Source organism: Anaeromassilibacillus sp. 1001302B_160321_C8 (genome assembly GCF_015554745.1).
Lineage (GTDB): Bacteria > Bacillota > Clostridia > Oscillospirales > Acutalibacteraceae > Anaeromassilibacillus > Anaeromassilibacillus stercoravium.
In genome coordinates, this window is record NZ_JADNJD010000029.1 from 1 (window position 1) to 16,972 (window position 16,972).

Consider the following 16,972-nt stretch of genomic DNA (forward strand, 5'->3'; position numbering starts at 1 on the left):
TATTACAGGAGAAAATTGACGCCGAAAAACTCTGCATTTTCTGGCGAAAATTTCTGTATTTCACTTGACTGCTTACATGGCTTTATGCCGTTTCAGAGAATACAGAGAATTACAGTAAAAAAAGCCCGCAAATTCGTTCTTTGAAAAACGAATTTGCGGGCTTTGAGAGACTTTGACATTATTCTATGCCTGGGAGATAACGGTATCAATTTGGTATCAACGAGCGATTTTCGTTGATTTTTTTGATTTTGCAGAGCCGAAAACCCTTGTAATATCAAGGCTTTTTGGACTACTCAACAACCGTTTCCCCTTACTCCCACTCGCTCCTGCCAGAAGTTTTCTAAACAGATTTGCTTATGGGATTTAGCTCAGAGTATTGGCATTCTTTTCATTATTCAGATAGTAGGGGCTATCTGATTTTTTGTTGCCATGGTGTTGCCAACGAGGTGTGCTCCCGACACCTGTACCAGCGATGTCAGGAGGACATGGCGTAAGGCTTATCCTTTCGGAGGATAAGGGTCATGCCCGTAAGAATCCTTTTGACGGATTTCCCCGGTAACTCTGTGAATCAACCGTTCGGACTGCTGGTTGATGGCAATTTTGCGTGCAATAACGGCAGCCTCTTTCTGAGTGCTGGTTCTGACAGTTGCTCTGGTATTGCCAGATCCCTTAACCTGCCATCCACCCTTAGGGTGCGGAGTTACATGCTGATTCTTCCCCATTATGCTACCCCCTTACCCAAGTCAGCAATCAGTTTTCTGGTGTTTTCGTACCACTTATCACTGTGATAAACCCGAGCTTCCTGGACATGTCCCGAAAGCACTTCGGTTTTCGTGAGCTTAGAGGCCGCTTCCCAATCTCCTCTAAAAGCATAGGTGGCATTGTTAATCTCGTTGCTCTCAAATACAAACAGGTTCAATGCCGTAAAGCCATAGACAACATAGCCCCAGAAATTTTGGGAACCAAGGACACAGAAATCAGGGGCCATATGCCATAGATGCTCATGACGACGGCGAATAACCGCTTGCTGGCCTTTCGGACTGTGCTCAACGATTTTATCAATATACCGTTCCCAGCCATTTTGAATTTTGGTGCCTGGACGGAGAATCTCCCATGGCACCTCGGCTCGTTTGACCGGCGGAATTGCAGGTGCAAGTTCCGCTGTCCATACTTCGCAGCGCCCCAACATCTCCAGCGCAATGTTCATGGCAGCCTTGATGTAAATGAACTTGCTATCAGTATTCTCCAACAACGGGGAGTAAAGAACCCCACCCTCAATGATGAACGCAAGTTCAGTAGGTGGAATCAGTTCCCGCTGATAGCACCAACGGCTTTGCCAGCAGGTTCCGTAGTGGTCGGTTCCATGCCAATCGACAACGTGGTAGTCATGCTCAAAAAATCGTTCCTCCTTGGGTAAATTCTTGAGAATCTTCCATCTGCCATTGGCATTCATTCTGGTTGCAGCCCTCCGAGGAATTGGGATACGAGCTGGTGACTCAGGAAGAAGGCCATAAGGCTGAAGACGAGAGTAATCTTCCGTCTCCAACGGTACGGCGATGTAGAATTTATCGCCGGGGTGCAACGCATAGAGATATCGTTGCGGGTTGATGATTCGTCTGCGAGTGATATTCATTGTATCACCCTCCTGTCCATAAAAATATTTACAAACAGAAAAAGCCTGGCTTACCGTTCTACATATTGTACCAAGCTCAAAGCATGGACACAATATACGCAGGATTGCCAGACCACCCAAAACGTGATACAATTTAACCGTGTAGAGAAAACGGCGCTTGCATCAGTTTTGGCTGGTCTATGCGTCAAACACAGGAGAGTGACACCCTACGACTGGTACTCGTGGGGGTGTCGCTCTTTTTCTTTTCCTGATTTGTATCTTACTTGAGGTGCTGCTCGTCGACAACGACAATCAGCGTTTCCGTTTCGGGATCGTATTCTGCGATGAACTGCTTGGCTTTACTCAGGAAATCAATACCGCTGACTTTAGCCAAGTACTTTACAAAGTCCTTCGCGCCAATGCGGATCCAGTCGTTCTTGATGCGGCGTGCAAAATCATAGGACGGAGAAGTTGTATCTTCTCCGCGCGCTCGGACACCAATGGCACAAGCCTCTGGGTCAAAACCAATGATCACCTGCTCCGGAGTACCGAGGGCTTCAATGGCGCCCTTGTTGAAGGCGATGCCAAATGAACTCAAGGTCACGATTGGGCTGCCGTTTTTCAAATATGAAAAGTCAAAATTATAGGCCACGAAATCACCTCCAAAGCTAAGATGTCTTTGACGATATATGGATTGTACCATAGAAGCAGGCGAAGTGCAATAGGAAAAAGAAAATAAAACGCAGAGAGGAAATAAATCCGCTGCGTCAAGCCGATTTAATCGTCGAAACGGACGGTGAATTTTCACTTGCGCGTATAATAGCAGATGATCCGGGAAAAGGCAAGTTGCCTTTTCCCGGATCAATTCCAAACGATGTGGTTTCCCTGTATTCTTCGAGTAACATTTCTAACTCATCGTTTTCTTGCTGCAATTGATCCACCACTTACTCGTTGTAAATTACTTTTGACAATCGCTACACAACAACTTTCAGTAAGCCCACCACGCTCTCCTCGCGGGGGTCGTTGGTGCCCAACTCGCCGCGGAAGGCGCGGGCGAGGATGGCTTTTTTGATAAGGCCGATCTGCTCCAGCACCCCTACGGCGGCTTCCCTGGCCTGCTGCTCTTTGGCGAGAAGATCATCAATAAGTAAAACAATTTGTGCTTGTTCTTCAATGGTTGGCATTAGAACAGGAAAACCTTTTAGCTGTGTAGAATTAATCGATGCTAAATTTGTTGTTTGCTTAGAACATTTCAGAAAATATTGTTTCCCATATCTGCTACCAGCTTGATACGACAAGAAATACGGACTTAGAACATCTGACTGTGGGCGCACAACAAAAACATGATTTTGGTGGAGGCAATTTTTAATTTGTCCTTGCCAAACTGTTCCTCTTCCAAGTTTGTCGTAATCGCCACCTTCTGTAAATAGTACATCTCCATTTTTAAGTGAGTAACGATCAATAAGCTCTTCTGAAACTTCTATTTCCTTGATCTCACTCAAGTTTAAGAAGCCATCTTGAACATTGGCAACTCGCAAATATGGTAACATAACAGTCTTTCCACTGTAATTTTTACCCTTCATTAATCCGGTTTGGAGTGTTGATACTTCAGACAGTTTTTTTGTTTCCCAACTCTCCATCCCAATGCCATGTTCTTTTCTCCACTGGGTGGTGAGTTCGCCAGTGAAGGCTTTGTGGAGGATGGCGGCTTTACGGGTTTCAAAGCTGTCCAGCGCATCCTGCGCCTTTTGCTTGGCCTCGTCCAATTTGGCAAACAGGCTTTCAATGCAATTAATAATGCGCTGTTGTTGCGCAAGAGGCGGAACAGGAATCGGAAATTCTTGTAGATTTCCTAAGCGAATGTATGGTATAGCCGTTCCAAACATTTTATCTTTGTTAAAATCAAACCATCTATACTTGAACCAGTAGAAGACATAATCAATATTAATTGGTTCTATTATTTCTACCACATATGTTCGCTGATACGCTTCAAACTTACCGTTGTAGCGGCTAATATTATTGATATCGCCATTTCCTGCAAGCAGAATAGCGTTACAGTCAAATGAATATCCGTGACAACGAATTGGCTCTGCAGCACACGTAAAAAAAGGATACTCGCCATCTACACTACCGTAATTGGCATCTTTTTTACCAGTTCGTATTTTAGATATTAGTTTAAGAAATGTCCAACACCAGTTTCCCGGTACCTTGTATGGCTGCTCACTCTCTGGCACCAGTGCCGCCTGCAAGCGTTCCTCTGGCGTCAGGATTTCCTTTTTTTTTGCCATCAATCCTGCACCTCCAGCGCCCGCAGTTCCTTTACCACGCTCATCAGCAGATCGACGGCCTCCTCCAGATTGGCGGCGGCCTCCTCAGCGCTCTCCGCCGGATCAGGCAGGTCGTTGTAGTCCAGCAACGAGTCGTCCCGGATGAGGCCCAGGTCAAGGCTGTTGCCCTTTTCCGCGATCTGCTCCCGGGTGAACACGTTCCACCGCTCATCCTGCACGGCATGGCGGTCCTCGGCCTCGTATGCCTTCTCAAAATCCGCGAAATGCTCCGTTTTCAGTGGAGTGGTCTTGCCGAAACTGGGCATATTGGTGCGCAGGTCGTAGAACCAGACCTCCTTGGTGTTCCCCTTGTCGCTCTTGCCCCGGGTGAAAAACAGCACATTGGTCTTGACGCCCTGGGCATAGAAAATACCAGTGGGTAGGCGGAGAATGGTATGCAGATCACACTTATCCATCAGGTCACAGCGGATCTTCTCACCGTCGCCGTCGGCAAAAAGCACATTATCCGGCAGCACTACGGCGGCCCGGGCCTTACCATTGGCCTTCAGGCTGCGGTAGATGTGCTGGAGGAAGTTCAGCTGTTTGTTGCTGGTGGGGAAAGTGAAGTCATCCCGGGTGGCACGTTCACCGCCTTTCTTGGTGCCGAAGGGCGGATTGGTTAGAACCAGATCAAAGTCGTGGAGAACCTTGCCCTGGTTGGACAGGGTGTCAGCCAGCAAAATCTGACCGTCGATATCGTGCAGCATGGCATTCATCAGAGCCAGGCGATGGGTGTCGTGAACCAGTTCGCAGCCGGTGAAGGCTTCTTCCCGCTCGAATTTGGCCATGTCAGAATCCAGATCGTAAAAATCGTCGGTGTGCTCCTTGACATATCGGTGGGCGGCGATCATAAAGCCAAAGGTGCCGCAGGCAGGATCGTTGCACCGCTCGCCGGGCTGGGGTTTCATCAGTCTCGTCATCACATCAATGAGGACGCGGGGGGTGAAGTATTGGCCCGCCCCGGACTTCTTCTCATTGGCGTTCTTCTCCAGTAGGCCTTCATACAGATTGCCCAGTCCCTCTTCCCGGGCGGAGTACCAGTCCAGGCCGTCAATGGTGGTGATGATCTTTTCCAGGTTCTTGGGCTCATCGATGTTGGTGGCGGCACCCTGGTAGATCTCCCGCACCCTTCCGGTGCAGTTTTCACCCAGATGGGTCAGCAGTTCTTTATAGAATTTTTTCAGTTCAATGCCGCTTTTTTCGGTGAGCTTGTCCCAGCGATAATCAGCGGGAATCTGGCCTTCCGCGCCGGTCTCCTTAGCCATCTTCAAAAACAAAATGTAAGTAAGCTCGGTGACATACTGGTGATAGGTAATGCCGTCATCCCGCAGTACATTGCAGAGGTTCCAGAGCTTGGATACGATTTCCTGTGTGGTCATGTGCGGTTCCCTCCGTTATCGATAGCAGCCTGACGCAATATTTCTGCAAGGCAACAGTTCATAGCCGCCTGTTGATAATCGGCATCTACTTTTCTGGCCGCCTCGCAAAGATCAGAAATCGCCTTGACCATATCATGAATGTTTTTCTGCTGTTCCAGGTTTCTTTGCGCTTCCATCTGTTGAGCCTGGAACTGGCTTAAATACTGAGGGTTAAAAATCCCATAAGGATAGGTGTTATAGTTCATGCGCTTCTTCCTCCGTCATCGTACAGATATTCGTTAAGTTCCAGCACGATGTTCTCTAACTTGTTCTGGAAAATCCGGTCGATTTTCTTGAATCCTCCCTCACTTCTGAAACGAGTATCTTCATCAAACACGCTTATATTGAGGACAGATTCTTCCATGAGGTATTTTTCCATACGGCCAATCCACTTTTGCTCAATGGCAGTGAATTTATGGGCTTTTTTCAGCTTATCCACCGCCCGACGGATGCGGGCTTCATGGCTGATGAGGGTGGAGCCAATGGCATACCGGCGAATCAGACTGATGATGTCCGCTGCCATCTCCTCGTTGGTCAGTTCCGATATGGCGGTGTTGAGCTGCTGGGTGGTGAAACCCTCCCGGTCCAGCGTCAGGCGCAGATCCTTCAAGCTCGCCCGGGTCAGCTCCTTTGGCCGGGTGCAGACGATGTTCAACGCCGCAATTTCGTTGATATGGTTCTTTACATAGTCGGCAAAGGCATCCAAATAGTCTTCTGGGCGGCTGCCGGTACCATAACCACGGGTGTGGCCGACCAGTTCATCTGGCGCGTCGGAGATAATCACCGGGCGGCTGCCGTTGGCCCGGGTCTCCCCAAGCAGTTTGAAAAGATCCCGATGCGCTAAAATGCGGTTACGGGCCTGCGGCGGCGGCTCCTGTTCCAGCTGCTGGATAAACTGCGTTGGGTCCATGCCGCCGGTCATGCTGACGAAATGCTCCATGGCCTTACCGTCCAGCTTTCGCTTTTTTCGCTGGAGCTTGGCGATGATCTGATCGATCTGGTACGCGATCTGCTTTTCGTCCTCCAGTATCTCGAGACCATCCAACAGTTGTCCAAAGGAAGCAGACGGGTTGGCTACCACCGGTTTCATGGTATTGACGGCATCCAACGATTCATAGACACCGACAGGATCATAAATCTCAAAGTGAGTCTTATGGATCTTGGGGCACAGACGGGTGGCACGGCCCAACATCTGTTCAAACAGAATGCGGGATTTCACCCGGCGAAGGAATACCAGATTGGTGATTTCCGGCACATCGATACCGGTAGTCAGCAGGTCCACGGTGACGGCAATACTGGGATAGCGTTCGTTTTTGAACCGCTTGATGGCCTCCTGCACCTTCTTGGGATTGCCTCCACCTACACTGCCGGTGATCTTCATGATCGCATCATTGTCCACGCCGTATTCTGCATAGATATTTTTGAGGATGTCCACGATCATGTCGGCATGCTGGTCATCCACGGCATAGATAAGCGTTTTTCCCTGTTCCTCCGGATTTTCCGGGTCGATATCTTTGGCAATCTCAGCCAGCACTGCCTCGTTGAAGGGGCGAGTAATGACTTTTTTATTGAACTGCTCCACATCGAAGTTGAGCTCATCGTTCAGCAGCTCGCTGTTGGTAATCTCTCCGGTCACCGGGTCGTAGACAGTCACGGTATCGCCAGATTGATAGTGGATACCCTCATCCCGCAGTTTGGTATGGAGGTCGTGAGGGGCGTCGTGGTCTACCAGATACCCCTCGATAACTGCTTCCCGATAGGTATACTTGAAAACCGGTTGGCCAAAAATCTCGGTGGTCTGGAGGGCTGGGGTGGCAGTCAGAGCGATTTTCACCGCATCGAAATACTCGATCACGCTGCGATATTTGCTCTGGTAGTCCCGCTGATCCCGGTAGAGAAGTTCGGTGTCGCCCATCTCCTTGTCAAGAAGATAGCCTCGGTGAGCCTCATCTATGATAATCAGGTCATAGTCGTTGACTGCGGGCATGGTTTCTCCATCATTGTAGAGGATACGCTTTACCATCCCCTGTACAGTAGCGACCTGGATACGGGTCTCCCTCTCAATCCCTTTGTCGTCCAGCCCTTTGATGTTATAGATGTCCGCTAGGGGCATCAGATCCTCCAACTTGACCTCTTTGAATACATCCAATGCCTGCTCTCCAAGAGCTGTGCGGTCCACTAGGAATAGGATACGCTTGAAACGGCCTGTTTTCAAGAAACGGTAGATCATGCCCAGCACCGTCCGGGTCTTGCCGGTACCGGTGGCCATGGCCAACAGAGCTGTATTTTTTCCGTCCATAATGGCCTGTTCCGCTGTCTGGATGGCCCGTAGCTGATAATCGCGGAGGTTCAGCCCGTCTTTGTCCCGCAACAGATCAAAGGGCATCTGCTCCAGTGCCCGATTGCCGGCGTCAATGTCCTTACCCAACAGGTCCAGAAGGTTTTCAGGGCTCATCCACCCCCGCAGAGCCTTTGGAACATTGGAAGACCGACGGAGATCCAGAAACCAAATACCGGACTTTGTTTTATACTGCTCCAAATATGGTCTGCCATTAGTCGCAAAGGTAAACGGCACTTTATAGCTGCCCCAAGTTCCAACTTGGTACCGAGCATCCTCAAAACGAATATTACGGGGATAGTCTTTCCCCTGATAGTCGATCACGGAGGGAATGTCCTTGTGTTCCGCTTTTGCCTCAATGATACCGACAAATTGCAGACCAATAAAAAGGGCATAATCAGCGCGGCCGTGATTTCCCACAGTTGAGTCAGTGGGCCACTCAGCTATGGCAAGATTCCGACCTTTGGTTGGGCGAGTTCCGTTAGAAAAGCGCAGATTCTCAGTATCAGCCTCCCAGCCCACTTGACGGAGTTGCTGGTCAATGATGTAGCGCGTTTCTGCTTCTGTCTTTTGCCGCTGACAGGCCGCCCTGGCTGCCTGCTGGCGCCGCTTTTCTTTTGTGACAGAATTCGAAGCGGCAGCCTTTTCTTCCGCTTCTTTGACCAGACTTTCCTCCTGTGCATCGTCAGTATCTGCAATATCTTGCTTCTGCGAGTCAGTCGGCATCACAAAAGGAATAGATTGATAGTTCCAGTCACCATAGGTCTGCATGAACCATTCGCATAGGCTGTGCGCCATTTGAAGCAGCACTTTTCCCTCTTCAACGGAGGAGTAGTTCTCATGTACCGCCTTATTGCGCACCTTGCGTAGCGCATGAAGAATATCCACAAGATCCTGCGTGAGGAGGCCCTCTCGGAACAGTACGCCGATCCGATTGACCGCCGTATTTTCGGAAGGAGGCATGATCCGATCATAAGTAAACATCAAGTTCACAACTGTTTCGCCGATCATCCCTAACTTCATCAAGCAGGAGTTTGAATCTGAATAAAGATATGCTTCTGCTTTTTTCCCGAACTGGGATAACACAGGAAACTCTTTATCAAGAAATTCAAAATTACTTTTCATCACGGCTCACCACCCTTGCAAGTTCTGCACATTTTCATGTCATAAGTAAGATTGTCAGTAGATGCACTCGTCGTTTCGTTAAATGCCAGTTTTATTCCTCTGGCGGAACGGGGATGTACACCATTTTCAGGGGAATCATTTTACGGTATTTGACACTGAGCTGGTCGTAATATTTCAAGACCAGATCCACAAGTTCTGTGCCGTTAATGCCGCGAATAATCGGGGTGTTATCCAGGTATTTCTGAGCATTTTTGGTATAATTGGACAGTGTCACAAACAGGCCATAATCTCCTTCGCGCATAGCGCCTTTCAGAGACTGGATGGTAGTCTCTTTGATGTCTCCATCCTGGCTTTTGACCTGGACAACAATGCGGGGCGGCAGCTCGTCTTTATAGGCGGTAATGTCGATGCCACTATCCCCACCATGCGGAGACAGAATTGTGCGGTAGCCCATGGCCTGCAAAAGATTTGCGACAAACGGCTCCAGATCATAACCTTTCAGATTCTTGCTCAGCTCTTTCAAGATAAAGTCGCGGGTAGCCTCGATGATTTCATCCGCTGTTTGTGCCACTGTCTCATCGGTATCCGGCTCCAGAATATTGCCTTTGAAATCTTTATCCAGAGCCTTAAAATACTCATCTGCATAGTTTTTCACCTGAAAAAAGCTCAGTGCCGAGCCAACTTCATGCAGAGCGCCCTGGGAAAAGGCTGTACGCGGCAGATGCTTGAGCCACTTCACTTTCCGGCGATTGGGATACAGTGCTGCGGTAGCCTCATAGAAATAGGCACTCTCCACGACCCCGATGTTGATCTTACGGTCAATTTTGGACGGGAACACCACATAGTCTCCTTCCTGTACCTCATGAACAAATCGGTACAGCATTCCGGCACTTGTGGCAATCGAACCTTTTTTAGCGTCCGGATAGGCTGCGATATATTTTTCTTTGTAGGCATCACGGGATGTACTTATAGCCGATAAGTCGCCCATCTCTTCCCAGCCGATTGCAATTAGGTTCTGATTCAAAAAAAGAGGATCGTCCATGGTATGGATTCCCCAAACCGTTTTGTTTGCTGCCATCACAGCCACACTCCTATCCGATCTTTCACAGCTTCTCAACCTGCGAGAATTTTGTATCCTGAAAGTCACCTTCAAAATCAAGCCACTTTGTCAAAACTCTTGCTTATTTTTCTTCCGGAACAAACTCCAGAATATCGTCCACGCCGCACTCCATCACACGGCAAATCTTCTCAATACTTTCGATAGAAACATACTCGTTGCGCTTTAGGCGGGTGATAATATTGGCACTAAAACCGGCCTTCTCTTTTAGCTGTGCGTTGCTTATCTTTTTATCAATCATCAGATGGAATAAGCGGTCATAACAAATCGCCATTTTAGTCCCTCCAAAGCAAGAAATGCTTGGATTTATTTTATCACACTTTCGTGAAAAACTCAACTTCATGTCGAATCATTATACTTTATCACTGTTATGAAAAGGGAGCCTTTCTTTACTCGCCTTTTTGCATACTCCACCAGCTCCCGCGCATTGCTGGCGGGGTGCCAGGCATAGGCGATGAGATAGTCTACATGATCCACAACATAGCGGTTTGCTCTCACGATTGCAACCTTGCGCGGAACGCTTTCCATCCCTGGCGGATAGAATGTTCCGTCAAATCCTTCTATCATTGGAATGGGCCTCTCTGCTGGATGGTATGGCAGCAGCAAAATGAGTCTCACCTCTGGGTAGAAACGCTTTGCTTCTTTGACTGCTGACGCTGCAAGACGGTCAAATCCGCCGTAGTGGCCAACGATAAATTCTGTAACGCCATATTCCAAAATGTGCTGCTCCACAGCCGCATACAATGCCGGATAAATCTCTTCTGATGCCTCTCGGTGTCCGATAAAGAAACAGCTTTTTCCGCCCAAATTTCCCCCTCCTTTGTAGTTGTGTTTATCGTTAAAATTATACGATATAAATGATTAAATCACAACGATTTATCAAAGTATAATTTACGAAGAACACAAGCAAGGGAGTGATGCAGGTGAAGGATATTCTCTCGGTTATAACCGCGTATCGAGAGGAGCGGGGCTGGACAGAGTATCAGCTTGCAGAACGCTCCGGTTTACCACAATCTACGATCTCCTCATGGTATCGTAAGAACATGGTTCCTACCATTCCATCTCTGGAGAAAATCTGCACAGCTTTTGGCATTACACTGTCTCAGCTATTTGCCGAAGAAGATGCACCTGTTTCCTTGACTGAGGCGCAGAAAAAGCTTCTGGAACGCTGGTCAAGATTGAGCGAAGAACAGCAAGCTGTTGTATTTGCTTTGATTGATAAGATGTAAAAAATCCGCCAGAGACGCATTTTTTAGAATGCTGCTTCTGGCGGATTTTATTTCTTGTCAACCTAATGGAGTTTTATTTGTCACAACCTTTAGATATAGTTCCGGCTCACCATTCAAAATTAGTTCGGCATAGGCCAGGGGATCGTTGTAGATCAGCCAGTCCAGCTCCGACCGCTGGTACATACTGTTTGCTAGTTCGTTCTCCACGGCCGTGCAGTCGATGGAGAGCAGCGTCCCGTCATCCAGGCGCAGCTCCACGCAGGCGGTATCCAGGTTAAACTCACAGGACAAAATCTTTCTCATAGTCGTTACCTCCCAATACTTGAATTTTGATTGATTTTCCGCAGCGGCACAAGGGCCGTTTCGGTTGTTTTTAGATACAGGCAAGCAATGCTTGTGGCTATCCACTTGCCACAAACTGCTTGTTGAGGGCAGCGCCCCCAAGCCCCTTCTGAACACAGAATTTCATTCTGTGGCTGCGCGTTCTCCGAACGCTTTTTGTCTGTATCCAGTGCCCTGTTTTGGGGCATAGGGTGTCTTGAGTCGCGACATCCTATGGTACTTTTAGGGTGCCCTAAAATGGGGTACCCTCCTTGAAGATGGGATGGCAAAACACCACCCCAGTTTTTCGTTCCGCGACGGTGGCGACGGTCGCAACGGTGCTGGGAGTACCCCTCAAAACACCGTCGCGACCGTTGCGAGCGTCGCGCTTTACTCGATTACTTCAAACGCGGGTGCTTCCACCACCATGTAAGTCAGCCGGATACGCCGTCCGGCGTGTTTGGTTCTGTTCTCGTACTTCACCTGATGTTCTTCCAGCAAGCGGCTGGCATTCACATTCAAATGCTTGGTGAGCCTGTTCACCACCATATTCGTTTGAATCGCTTGGGCCAGCTCGGTGGGACTGCCTTCCCATTCCCGGTTGTCAGCAGACGCAATTTTTGCCACGGCTTCCAGCACTGGGTCCGGAGGCTGCTTCCAAAGCTCATTCTCTGCATGGTCGAGACCCCAAACCAGGTTCTCTTGGTCTTTGCTCAGATACAGCCGCTGATCCGGCTGGTCTCTGCCCACCACCTCCAGAGTGGCCTTGCTATCCGTCCGTTTCTCCTTCTGCATCAGGAGCGCACCATCCGCACAGCCCAGCAAGCCCGTGGTGCCGGAAATCATTTCAAAGCTATCTCCCGCAGGTTGCTTTCTGGTGTGGTGGACAATCAGGACGCAGACACCATATCGGTCAGCAAATTGCTTCAGCTTGCCGATCACCTCATAGTCGCTGGAGTAGCTGTAGCTATCGCTCACTGCCTCCCGGACTTTTTGCAGGGTATCCACGATAATCAGCTTGGTATCACTGTGTTCCCGAACAAACTTTTCCAGCTGTTCATCCAGGCCACCACCGATCATCTTGGCGCTGGTGGCAAAATGCAGGGAGCTTGTTCCCTCCACTCCGAACATTCGGAACATCCGGCGCTGTAAACGGCTCTCGTCATCCTCCAACGCCAGGTAGAGAACAGTTCCCTGATGGGTCTTGTAGCCCCACAGGTCTTGCCCGGTACTGACATGGTGGGCGATTTGCGCCACCAGGAAGGACTTGCCGATTTTGGGCGCTCCGGCAAGGATGTACGCTCCTGTATAGAGCAGGTTCTCAATCACCGCAGACTTACCCTCAAACACATTATCCATCAGCTCGTCCAGGGTCACAGTATGCAGGCAGGCTGGGTCACTCATGCGGCGCATCTTCCGGTAAAGTTCCTCCAAATCTCTTTCGGGGGAATTGCTTTTTTCGTCCGGGTCTGGTATAGTGGTCTTGGAATTTTGAGCGATTGACTGCCCATCATCTGCGCCAACAGATGAGCCCTGGGCGGTCATTTTCTTTTTATCATCGGTCATAGGCAAAGTCCTCCTGCATTCCGTTCATAATGGTGGCGATCATCTGGATGGTGTCCAACAGCTCATCGTTTACGCCCTGTCCAGCTTCGATCCTGCGCAGCTCGTCCAGCACAGCGGCCAGCTGGTCCCGCAGCGCTTTATAGACCCTGGGATTGCCTTGGACCACCACATCCCGGCAGAGCAGCCGACGGATGATATAATCTTGCTTGGTCAGGCCGGTGAGCTTCACCGCCGTTTCGATCTGAGCGTCCTCCTCCGGGGAGACCCGGAAGGCCACGGTCTTGTTTCTCCAACGGTTGTGCTTGTCCAAATTCTTTGCTGACATTTTTAATTGCCCCTTTCCATGTTCAATTTGTCTGCCATTTCCGCCTGCTTGGACGGAAACAGGTGTGCGTAGTTGTAAGTGATGTCAATGCTCTCATGGCCCACCCGGTCCGCGATGGCCGTGGCAGAGAACCCCATGTCGATCAGAAGTGAAACCGCGCTGTGACGAATATCGTGGATTCTGATACGCGGTACGCCCGCTTCTTTGGCTCCCCGGTCCATCTCCCGGTGGAGATAACTCTTGGTGACGGTGAACATCCGGTCATCCGGCCCGATGCCGTAAAGCATTTTGATGTAATCCTGGATTTCCTCAGCCAGAAATTGCGGCATGGTGATGACCCGATTGCTCTTTTCCGTCTTGGGGGTGGTAATCAGGTCCTCGCCGTTCAGACGCTGATAGGACTTGTTGATAGACACGGTGCGCTTCTCAAAGTCAAAGTCCGCCGGGGTCAGGGCCAGCAGCTCCCCCTCCCGGATACCGCACCAGTAGAGCATCTCAAAGGCGTAGAAGGATAGCGGCTTGTCCATCATCACCTCGGCAAATTTCAGGTACTGCTCCTTGGTCCAGAACATCATCTCCCGGTTTTTCTTTTTGCCCATGCTGCCCGCCTTCTTGCAGGGATTCTCCCGGAGGTTGTAGTACCGAACCGCGTGGTTGAAGATGGCGCTGAGCTGGTTGTGGACCGTTTTCAGGTACACCGGAGAGTAGGGCTTACCATTCTCGTCCTTGTGGTTCAGCATCTCGTTCTGCCAAGTGATAATCTGCTGGGCAGTGATGTTACACATTTTCAGCTTGCCGAAGTAGGGTAGCAGCTTGGTGCGGATGATGTGATCCTTGGTGGCCCAGGTGTTTTCCTTGAGCCGGGTCTTCATATCCGCCGTGTAGAGATCCACGAAGCTCTTAAAGGTCATGTCCAGATCAGCGCTGGTCTTGTTGAGCTGTTCGCGCTCCCAGGCTTGTGCCTCCCGTTTGGTCTTGAAGCCCCGCTTCTGGGTCTGCTTGCGCTCGCCGTTCCAGTCAGTGTAGCGGTAGACCGCCCGCCAGGTGTTTGTCTTTTCTTCCTTATAGACTGCCATGATTAGCCCTCCTTTCCCGTCTTGCCATAGCAAAACTTCTCCATGAAAAAGTTCCGATTGACCCGCCCGGAGATGGTCAGATAGCCCTTCTCACGGAGTTCGGCGTTGAGCTTGTGGATCACCTTGTAGGCGTGGGACTTGGAGATGCCCAGCTCCTGGGCCACTTCCTCCACGCGCATAAAGTTTTGTGCCTGCATTGAAAACACCTTCCTTTCTTCTTTGATGGCTGCTGCAGCTGGATATTGTGTCCCATAAATGCCTCCTCACCTTCGTCCGCCACTTTTTCCCGCGATGTATAACCGGGGGATTGCGGCAGTTCTTTTTCATTTATTGATTCTAAGCTATTATGCTTAGTCTATTGTCATTATACTAAGCATAATAGCTTGTGTCAATCGGAGTACGCAAAATAAATTAAATAAAATTGTTTAGTATTCCCTTGACTTTACTAAGCATTCCTGCTACGCTTTTCCTAAAGACAACCAACGATTGGAGTTGATGATATGGCGATTGGCGAACGGATTCACTTTTTCCGTCTCTTGCGGGGGATGACACAGAAATATCTCGGCATGGCGCTGGGCTTCCCGGAGAAGTCCGCCGATGTGCGCCTGGCACAGTACGAAACAGGATCAAGAACCCCAAAGGCAGACCTTACCGCCGCCTTAGCCCAGGTACTGGATGTCTCTCCCCATGCCCTCTCCGTCCCGGATATAGACTCCTATGTGGGGCTCATGCACACCCTGTTTACCCTGGAGGATAACTACGGGCTCAAGATCAGCGAGATAGATGGAGAAGTCTGCTTGAAGGTTGATGTGCGGAAGAACAAGGACGCCGCCCGGCTGCATGAGATGCTCTGTTCCTGGCAGCAGGCCGCCGCCATGCTGGAGGCGGGTGAGATCTCCAAAGAGGATTACGACAAGTGGCGCTACCATTACCCGGAATTTGATAAGTCCCAGAACTATGTGAAGGTGCCGCCCCAGGACCTCTTTTGATCCTCTCACTTGTAGGCCACGGGAGAGGCCGTTTGCTGCGTAAGAAAAGAAAAATTTGGATTTCACTTGAAGTTAGAGGTGACATTGTATGTTTAAGTCCCTATTTTCTCAGAAACCTAAAATTAAAGGCATCATCGGTTATTTGGGTTTGGAATCTTTTTGGCTATCATGCACACCTCAAGAGCAAGATGCTCTTACCAGATATCATCAAGGTGGGCTTGGTGCAGCTCCGGGTTCTTCTCCTATAAAAGGTGATGTATCTTATTCTTCCAGCACAAAACTGAAGTACTTTTCTGCAATGATTGGTTGGGCAGTTTCTGAGAAGAACTACTCTCTTGCCGATAAAATAATTAGTGCAGGTAAAGACTTGGCAGTTAGCGAAGCGGAGCTTCTGGACGCTCACTATTTTTGGCAGGAAGCCGCCGAATGTTATTACAAGCAGAGAGATTGCAGACCAGATGCGATTGATTTAACAATCGAATTTTGCTTGAAAGATATCCAGATGTTCCCTAAATATGTAAAGCCAATGCAAAAAGAGTTCGATTGTATTCCACGAATCACAACCTTTCAGCGGCTTGCAATTCTTTACGAAAAAGCCGGGCAGTATAAAGAGGCCATTGAAATTTGCAATTTGGCAATAAAATATGGATTAACCGATTCAACTAAAGGGGGATACCCTGCAAGGCTTCAAAAGCTTGAGAAAAAACTAAACGGCTAAAATCATATAGGAACCAAAATAAAAAGAGAGCTAACTGACTAATCAAAATCAGTTAGCTCTCTTTTTATGAATAATGAAAAAGTGTTGCCAAATCGTTGCCACGGAGGGCCTTAACCCCTCAAAAACCCAGTCATATCAGGCTTTTCCGGGTCTCTGAAATCATTCCCACTCGGCAAATTCAGATATAGTAGGGTGTATTTGAGGTGATTTCGCAGGAAAAACTTTCGCAAATATGTTAATATTCCACCTGCTATTTTCGGCTGTAAAGTTTATTAGTATCAAAATAGTATCACAAAAGGCTGGGAAATACAACAGAATTATGTGGAGCTCTACATAATTCCGGCACGGACGGACGCTGTCAGGCACAGCGGATAACAGCCTTGCAAGAGGCGTTGTACCTGCGCTGGATATATTCTTGATAGGCTTTCTGGTCTGTCATGGAAATTCCCCCTCTCTGAATAATAGTGCGGGGCGGCAGCACTCCTTGCTGTCGCTCCTTGACTGCCTAACTGCGAAACCGGGCGGGGCTGTCAACGGTGGGCGAAGCCCGTTCATCTTGACCGCCCGCTGGCTCGGCTGGCTTTGCTATTTACCCGACAAACTTGAATTTATTGTAAGGTATCACGTTTTACCTTCTTAAGCCTTACTATCATTACCATAGGAATTTCTTTGTTGGTTTTGAAACATTCTTCATAAAATCCATCAATGACAAATCCAGCTCTAAAACAAAGGTTAAAAATATCTTGTATGGAACGATGATAATAAATCTGCTCTTTCGGTTGCCCTTCAATCGCTATATCATAGTAACTGT

Annotated in this window: 18 protein-coding genes and 1 pseudogene; 3 read left to right on the forward strand and 16 right to left on the reverse strand. The window is 49.0% G+C overall.

What is annotated here, in order from left to right:
• Positions 1–497 precede the first annotated feature (497 nt).
• The 10 genes from I2E77_RS13195 to I2E77_RS13240 form a co-directional block, all read right to left on the reverse strand.
• Positions 498–722: a DUF2188 domain-containing protein gene (locus I2E77_RS13195; protein ID WP_195451448.1), complete on the reverse strand. Its 225-nt coding sequence runs from the start codon at positions 720–722 to the stop codon at positions 498–500.
• Positions 722–1,633, reverse strand: a complete 912-nt coding sequence (locus tag I2E77_RS13200) for a hypothetical protein (RefSeq protein ID WP_195451449.1) — start codon at positions 1,631–1,633, stop codon at positions 722–724. Before I2E77_RS13200 ends, I2E77_RS13195 begins: the two co-directional genes overlap by 1 nt.
• A 259-nt stretch (positions 1,634–1,892) precedes the next feature.
• Positions 1,893–2,264, reverse strand: a complete 372-nt coding sequence (locus tag I2E77_RS13205; RefSeq protein WP_195451450.1) for a hypothetical protein — start codon at positions 2,262–2,264, stop codon at positions 1,893–1,895.
• A gap of 322 nt (positions 2,265–2,586) precedes the next feature.
• Positions 2,587–3,900: a restriction endonuclease subunit S gene (locus tag I2E77_RS13210; protein ID WP_195451452.1), complete on the reverse strand. Its 1,314-nt coding sequence runs from the start codon at positions 3,898–3,900 to the stop codon at positions 2,587–2,589.
• The gene (locus I2E77_RS13215; protein WP_195451454.1) at positions 3,900–5,318 is read right to left on the reverse strand and encodes a class I SAM-dependent DNA methyltransferase; all 1,419 of its coding nucleotides are present in this window, start codon (positions 5,316–5,318) and stop codon (positions 3,900–3,902) included. The genes I2E77_RS13210 and I2E77_RS13215 overlap by 1 nt, the downstream gene beginning before the upstream one ends.
• Positions 5,315–5,563 (reverse strand): hypothetical protein, encoded by a 249-nt coding sequence (locus tag I2E77_RS13220; RefSeq protein ID WP_195451456.1) that lies wholly within the window; start codon positions 5,561–5,563, stop codon positions 5,315–5,317. The genes I2E77_RS13215 and I2E77_RS13220 overlap by 4 nt, the downstream gene beginning before the upstream one ends.
• Positions 5,560–8,820 (reverse strand): type I restriction-modification system endonuclease, encoded by a 3,261-nt coding sequence (hsdR, locus tag I2E77_RS13225; protein WP_195451465.1) that lies wholly within the window; start codon positions 8,818–8,820, stop codon positions 5,560–5,562. The genes I2E77_RS13220 and hsdR overlap by 4 nt, the downstream gene beginning before the upstream one ends.
• 91 nt (positions 8,821–8,911) lie before the next feature.
• Positions 8,912–9,898 carry a restriction endonuclease gene (locus I2E77_RS13230; RefSeq protein WP_207738258.1) on the reverse strand — a complete coding sequence of 329 codons (987 nt, stop codon included), beginning with the start codon at positions 9,896–9,898 and terminating at the stop codon, positions 8,912–8,914.
• A 103-nt stretch (positions 9,899–10,001) separates the two neighbouring features.
• Positions 10,002–10,211 carry a helix-turn-helix domain-containing protein gene (locus I2E77_RS13235; RefSeq protein ID WP_054338619.1) on the reverse strand — a complete coding sequence of 70 codons (210 nt, stop codon included), beginning with the start codon at positions 10,209–10,211 and terminating at the stop codon, positions 10,002–10,004.
• Positions 10,212–10,276: 65 nt separating this feature from the next.
• Positions 10,277–10,744, reverse strand: a complete 468-nt coding sequence (locus I2E77_RS13240; RefSeq protein WP_195451459.1) for a hypothetical protein — start codon at positions 10,742–10,744, stop codon at positions 10,277–10,279.
• A gap of 110 nt (positions 10,745–10,854) precedes the next feature.
• Between I2E77_RS13240 and I2E77_RS13245 the strand changes: the two genes are divergently transcribed.
• Positions 10,855–11,166 carry a helix-turn-helix domain-containing protein gene (locus tag I2E77_RS13245; RefSeq protein ID WP_050624078.1) on the forward strand — a complete coding sequence of 104 codons (312 nt, stop codon included), beginning with the start codon at positions 10,855–10,857 and terminating at the stop codon, positions 11,164–11,166.
• 57 nt (positions 11,167–11,223) lie between these two features.
• On the opposite strand, the gene I2E77_RS13250 is transcribed toward I2E77_RS13245, so the two are convergent.
• The 5 genes from I2E77_RS13250 to I2E77_RS13270 all read right to left on the reverse strand — a co-directional run bounded on the left by I2E77_RS13250 (position 11,224) and on the right by I2E77_RS13270 (position 14,651).
• On the reverse strand, positions 11,224–11,469 hold the full coding sequence (locus I2E77_RS13250) for a DUF6061 family protein (protein ID WP_087232404.1): 246 nt from the start codon (positions 11,467–11,469) through the stop codon (positions 11,224–11,226).
• A 408-nt stretch (positions 11,470–11,877) separates the two neighbouring features.
• Positions 11,878–13,053 carry an AAA family ATPase gene (locus tag I2E77_RS13255; protein WP_087232407.1) on the reverse strand — a complete coding sequence of 392 codons (1,176 nt, stop codon included), beginning with the start codon at positions 13,051–13,053 and terminating at the stop codon, positions 11,878–11,880.
• Positions 13,043–13,378: a plasmid mobilization protein gene (locus I2E77_RS13260; protein ID WP_006571527.1), complete on the reverse strand. Its 336-nt coding sequence runs from the start codon at positions 13,376–13,378 to the stop codon at positions 13,043–13,045. Before I2E77_RS13260 ends, I2E77_RS13255 begins: the two co-directional genes overlap by 11 nt.
• Positions 13,379–13,380: 2 nt before the next feature.
• Positions 13,381–14,454, reverse strand: coding sequence for a site-specific integrase (locus I2E77_RS13265; protein WP_140400339.1), 1,074 nt, complete (start codon positions 14,452–14,454; stop codon positions 13,381–13,383).
• A gap of 2 nt (positions 14,455–14,456) precedes the next feature.
• Positions 14,457–14,651, reverse strand: a complete 195-nt coding sequence (locus I2E77_RS13270) for a helix-turn-helix domain-containing protein (RefSeq protein ID WP_006571508.1) — start codon at positions 14,649–14,651, stop codon at positions 14,457–14,459.
• 303 nt (positions 14,652–14,954) lie between these two features.
• On the opposite strand from I2E77_RS13270, the gene I2E77_RS13275 reads away from it, so the two are divergent.
• Both I2E77_RS13275 and I2E77_RS13280 read left to right on the forward strand, forming a co-directional pair.
• On the forward strand, positions 14,955–15,443 hold the full coding sequence (locus I2E77_RS13275; RefSeq protein WP_195451461.1) for a helix-turn-helix domain-containing protein: 489 nt from the start codon (positions 14,955–14,957) through the stop codon (positions 15,441–15,443).
• Positions 15,444–15,531: 88 nt separating this feature from the next.
• Positions 15,532–16,161: a hypothetical protein gene (locus tag I2E77_RS13280; RefSeq protein ID WP_195451463.1), complete on the forward strand. Its 630-nt coding sequence runs from the start codon at positions 15,532–15,534 to the stop codon at positions 16,159–16,161.
• 608 nt (positions 16,162–16,769) lie between these two features.
• Here the strand turns inward: I2E77_RS13280 and I2E77_RS13285 are convergent.
• Positions 16,770–16,972, reverse strand: a pseudogene (locus I2E77_RS13285) (methyltransferase); the annotation flags it as partial.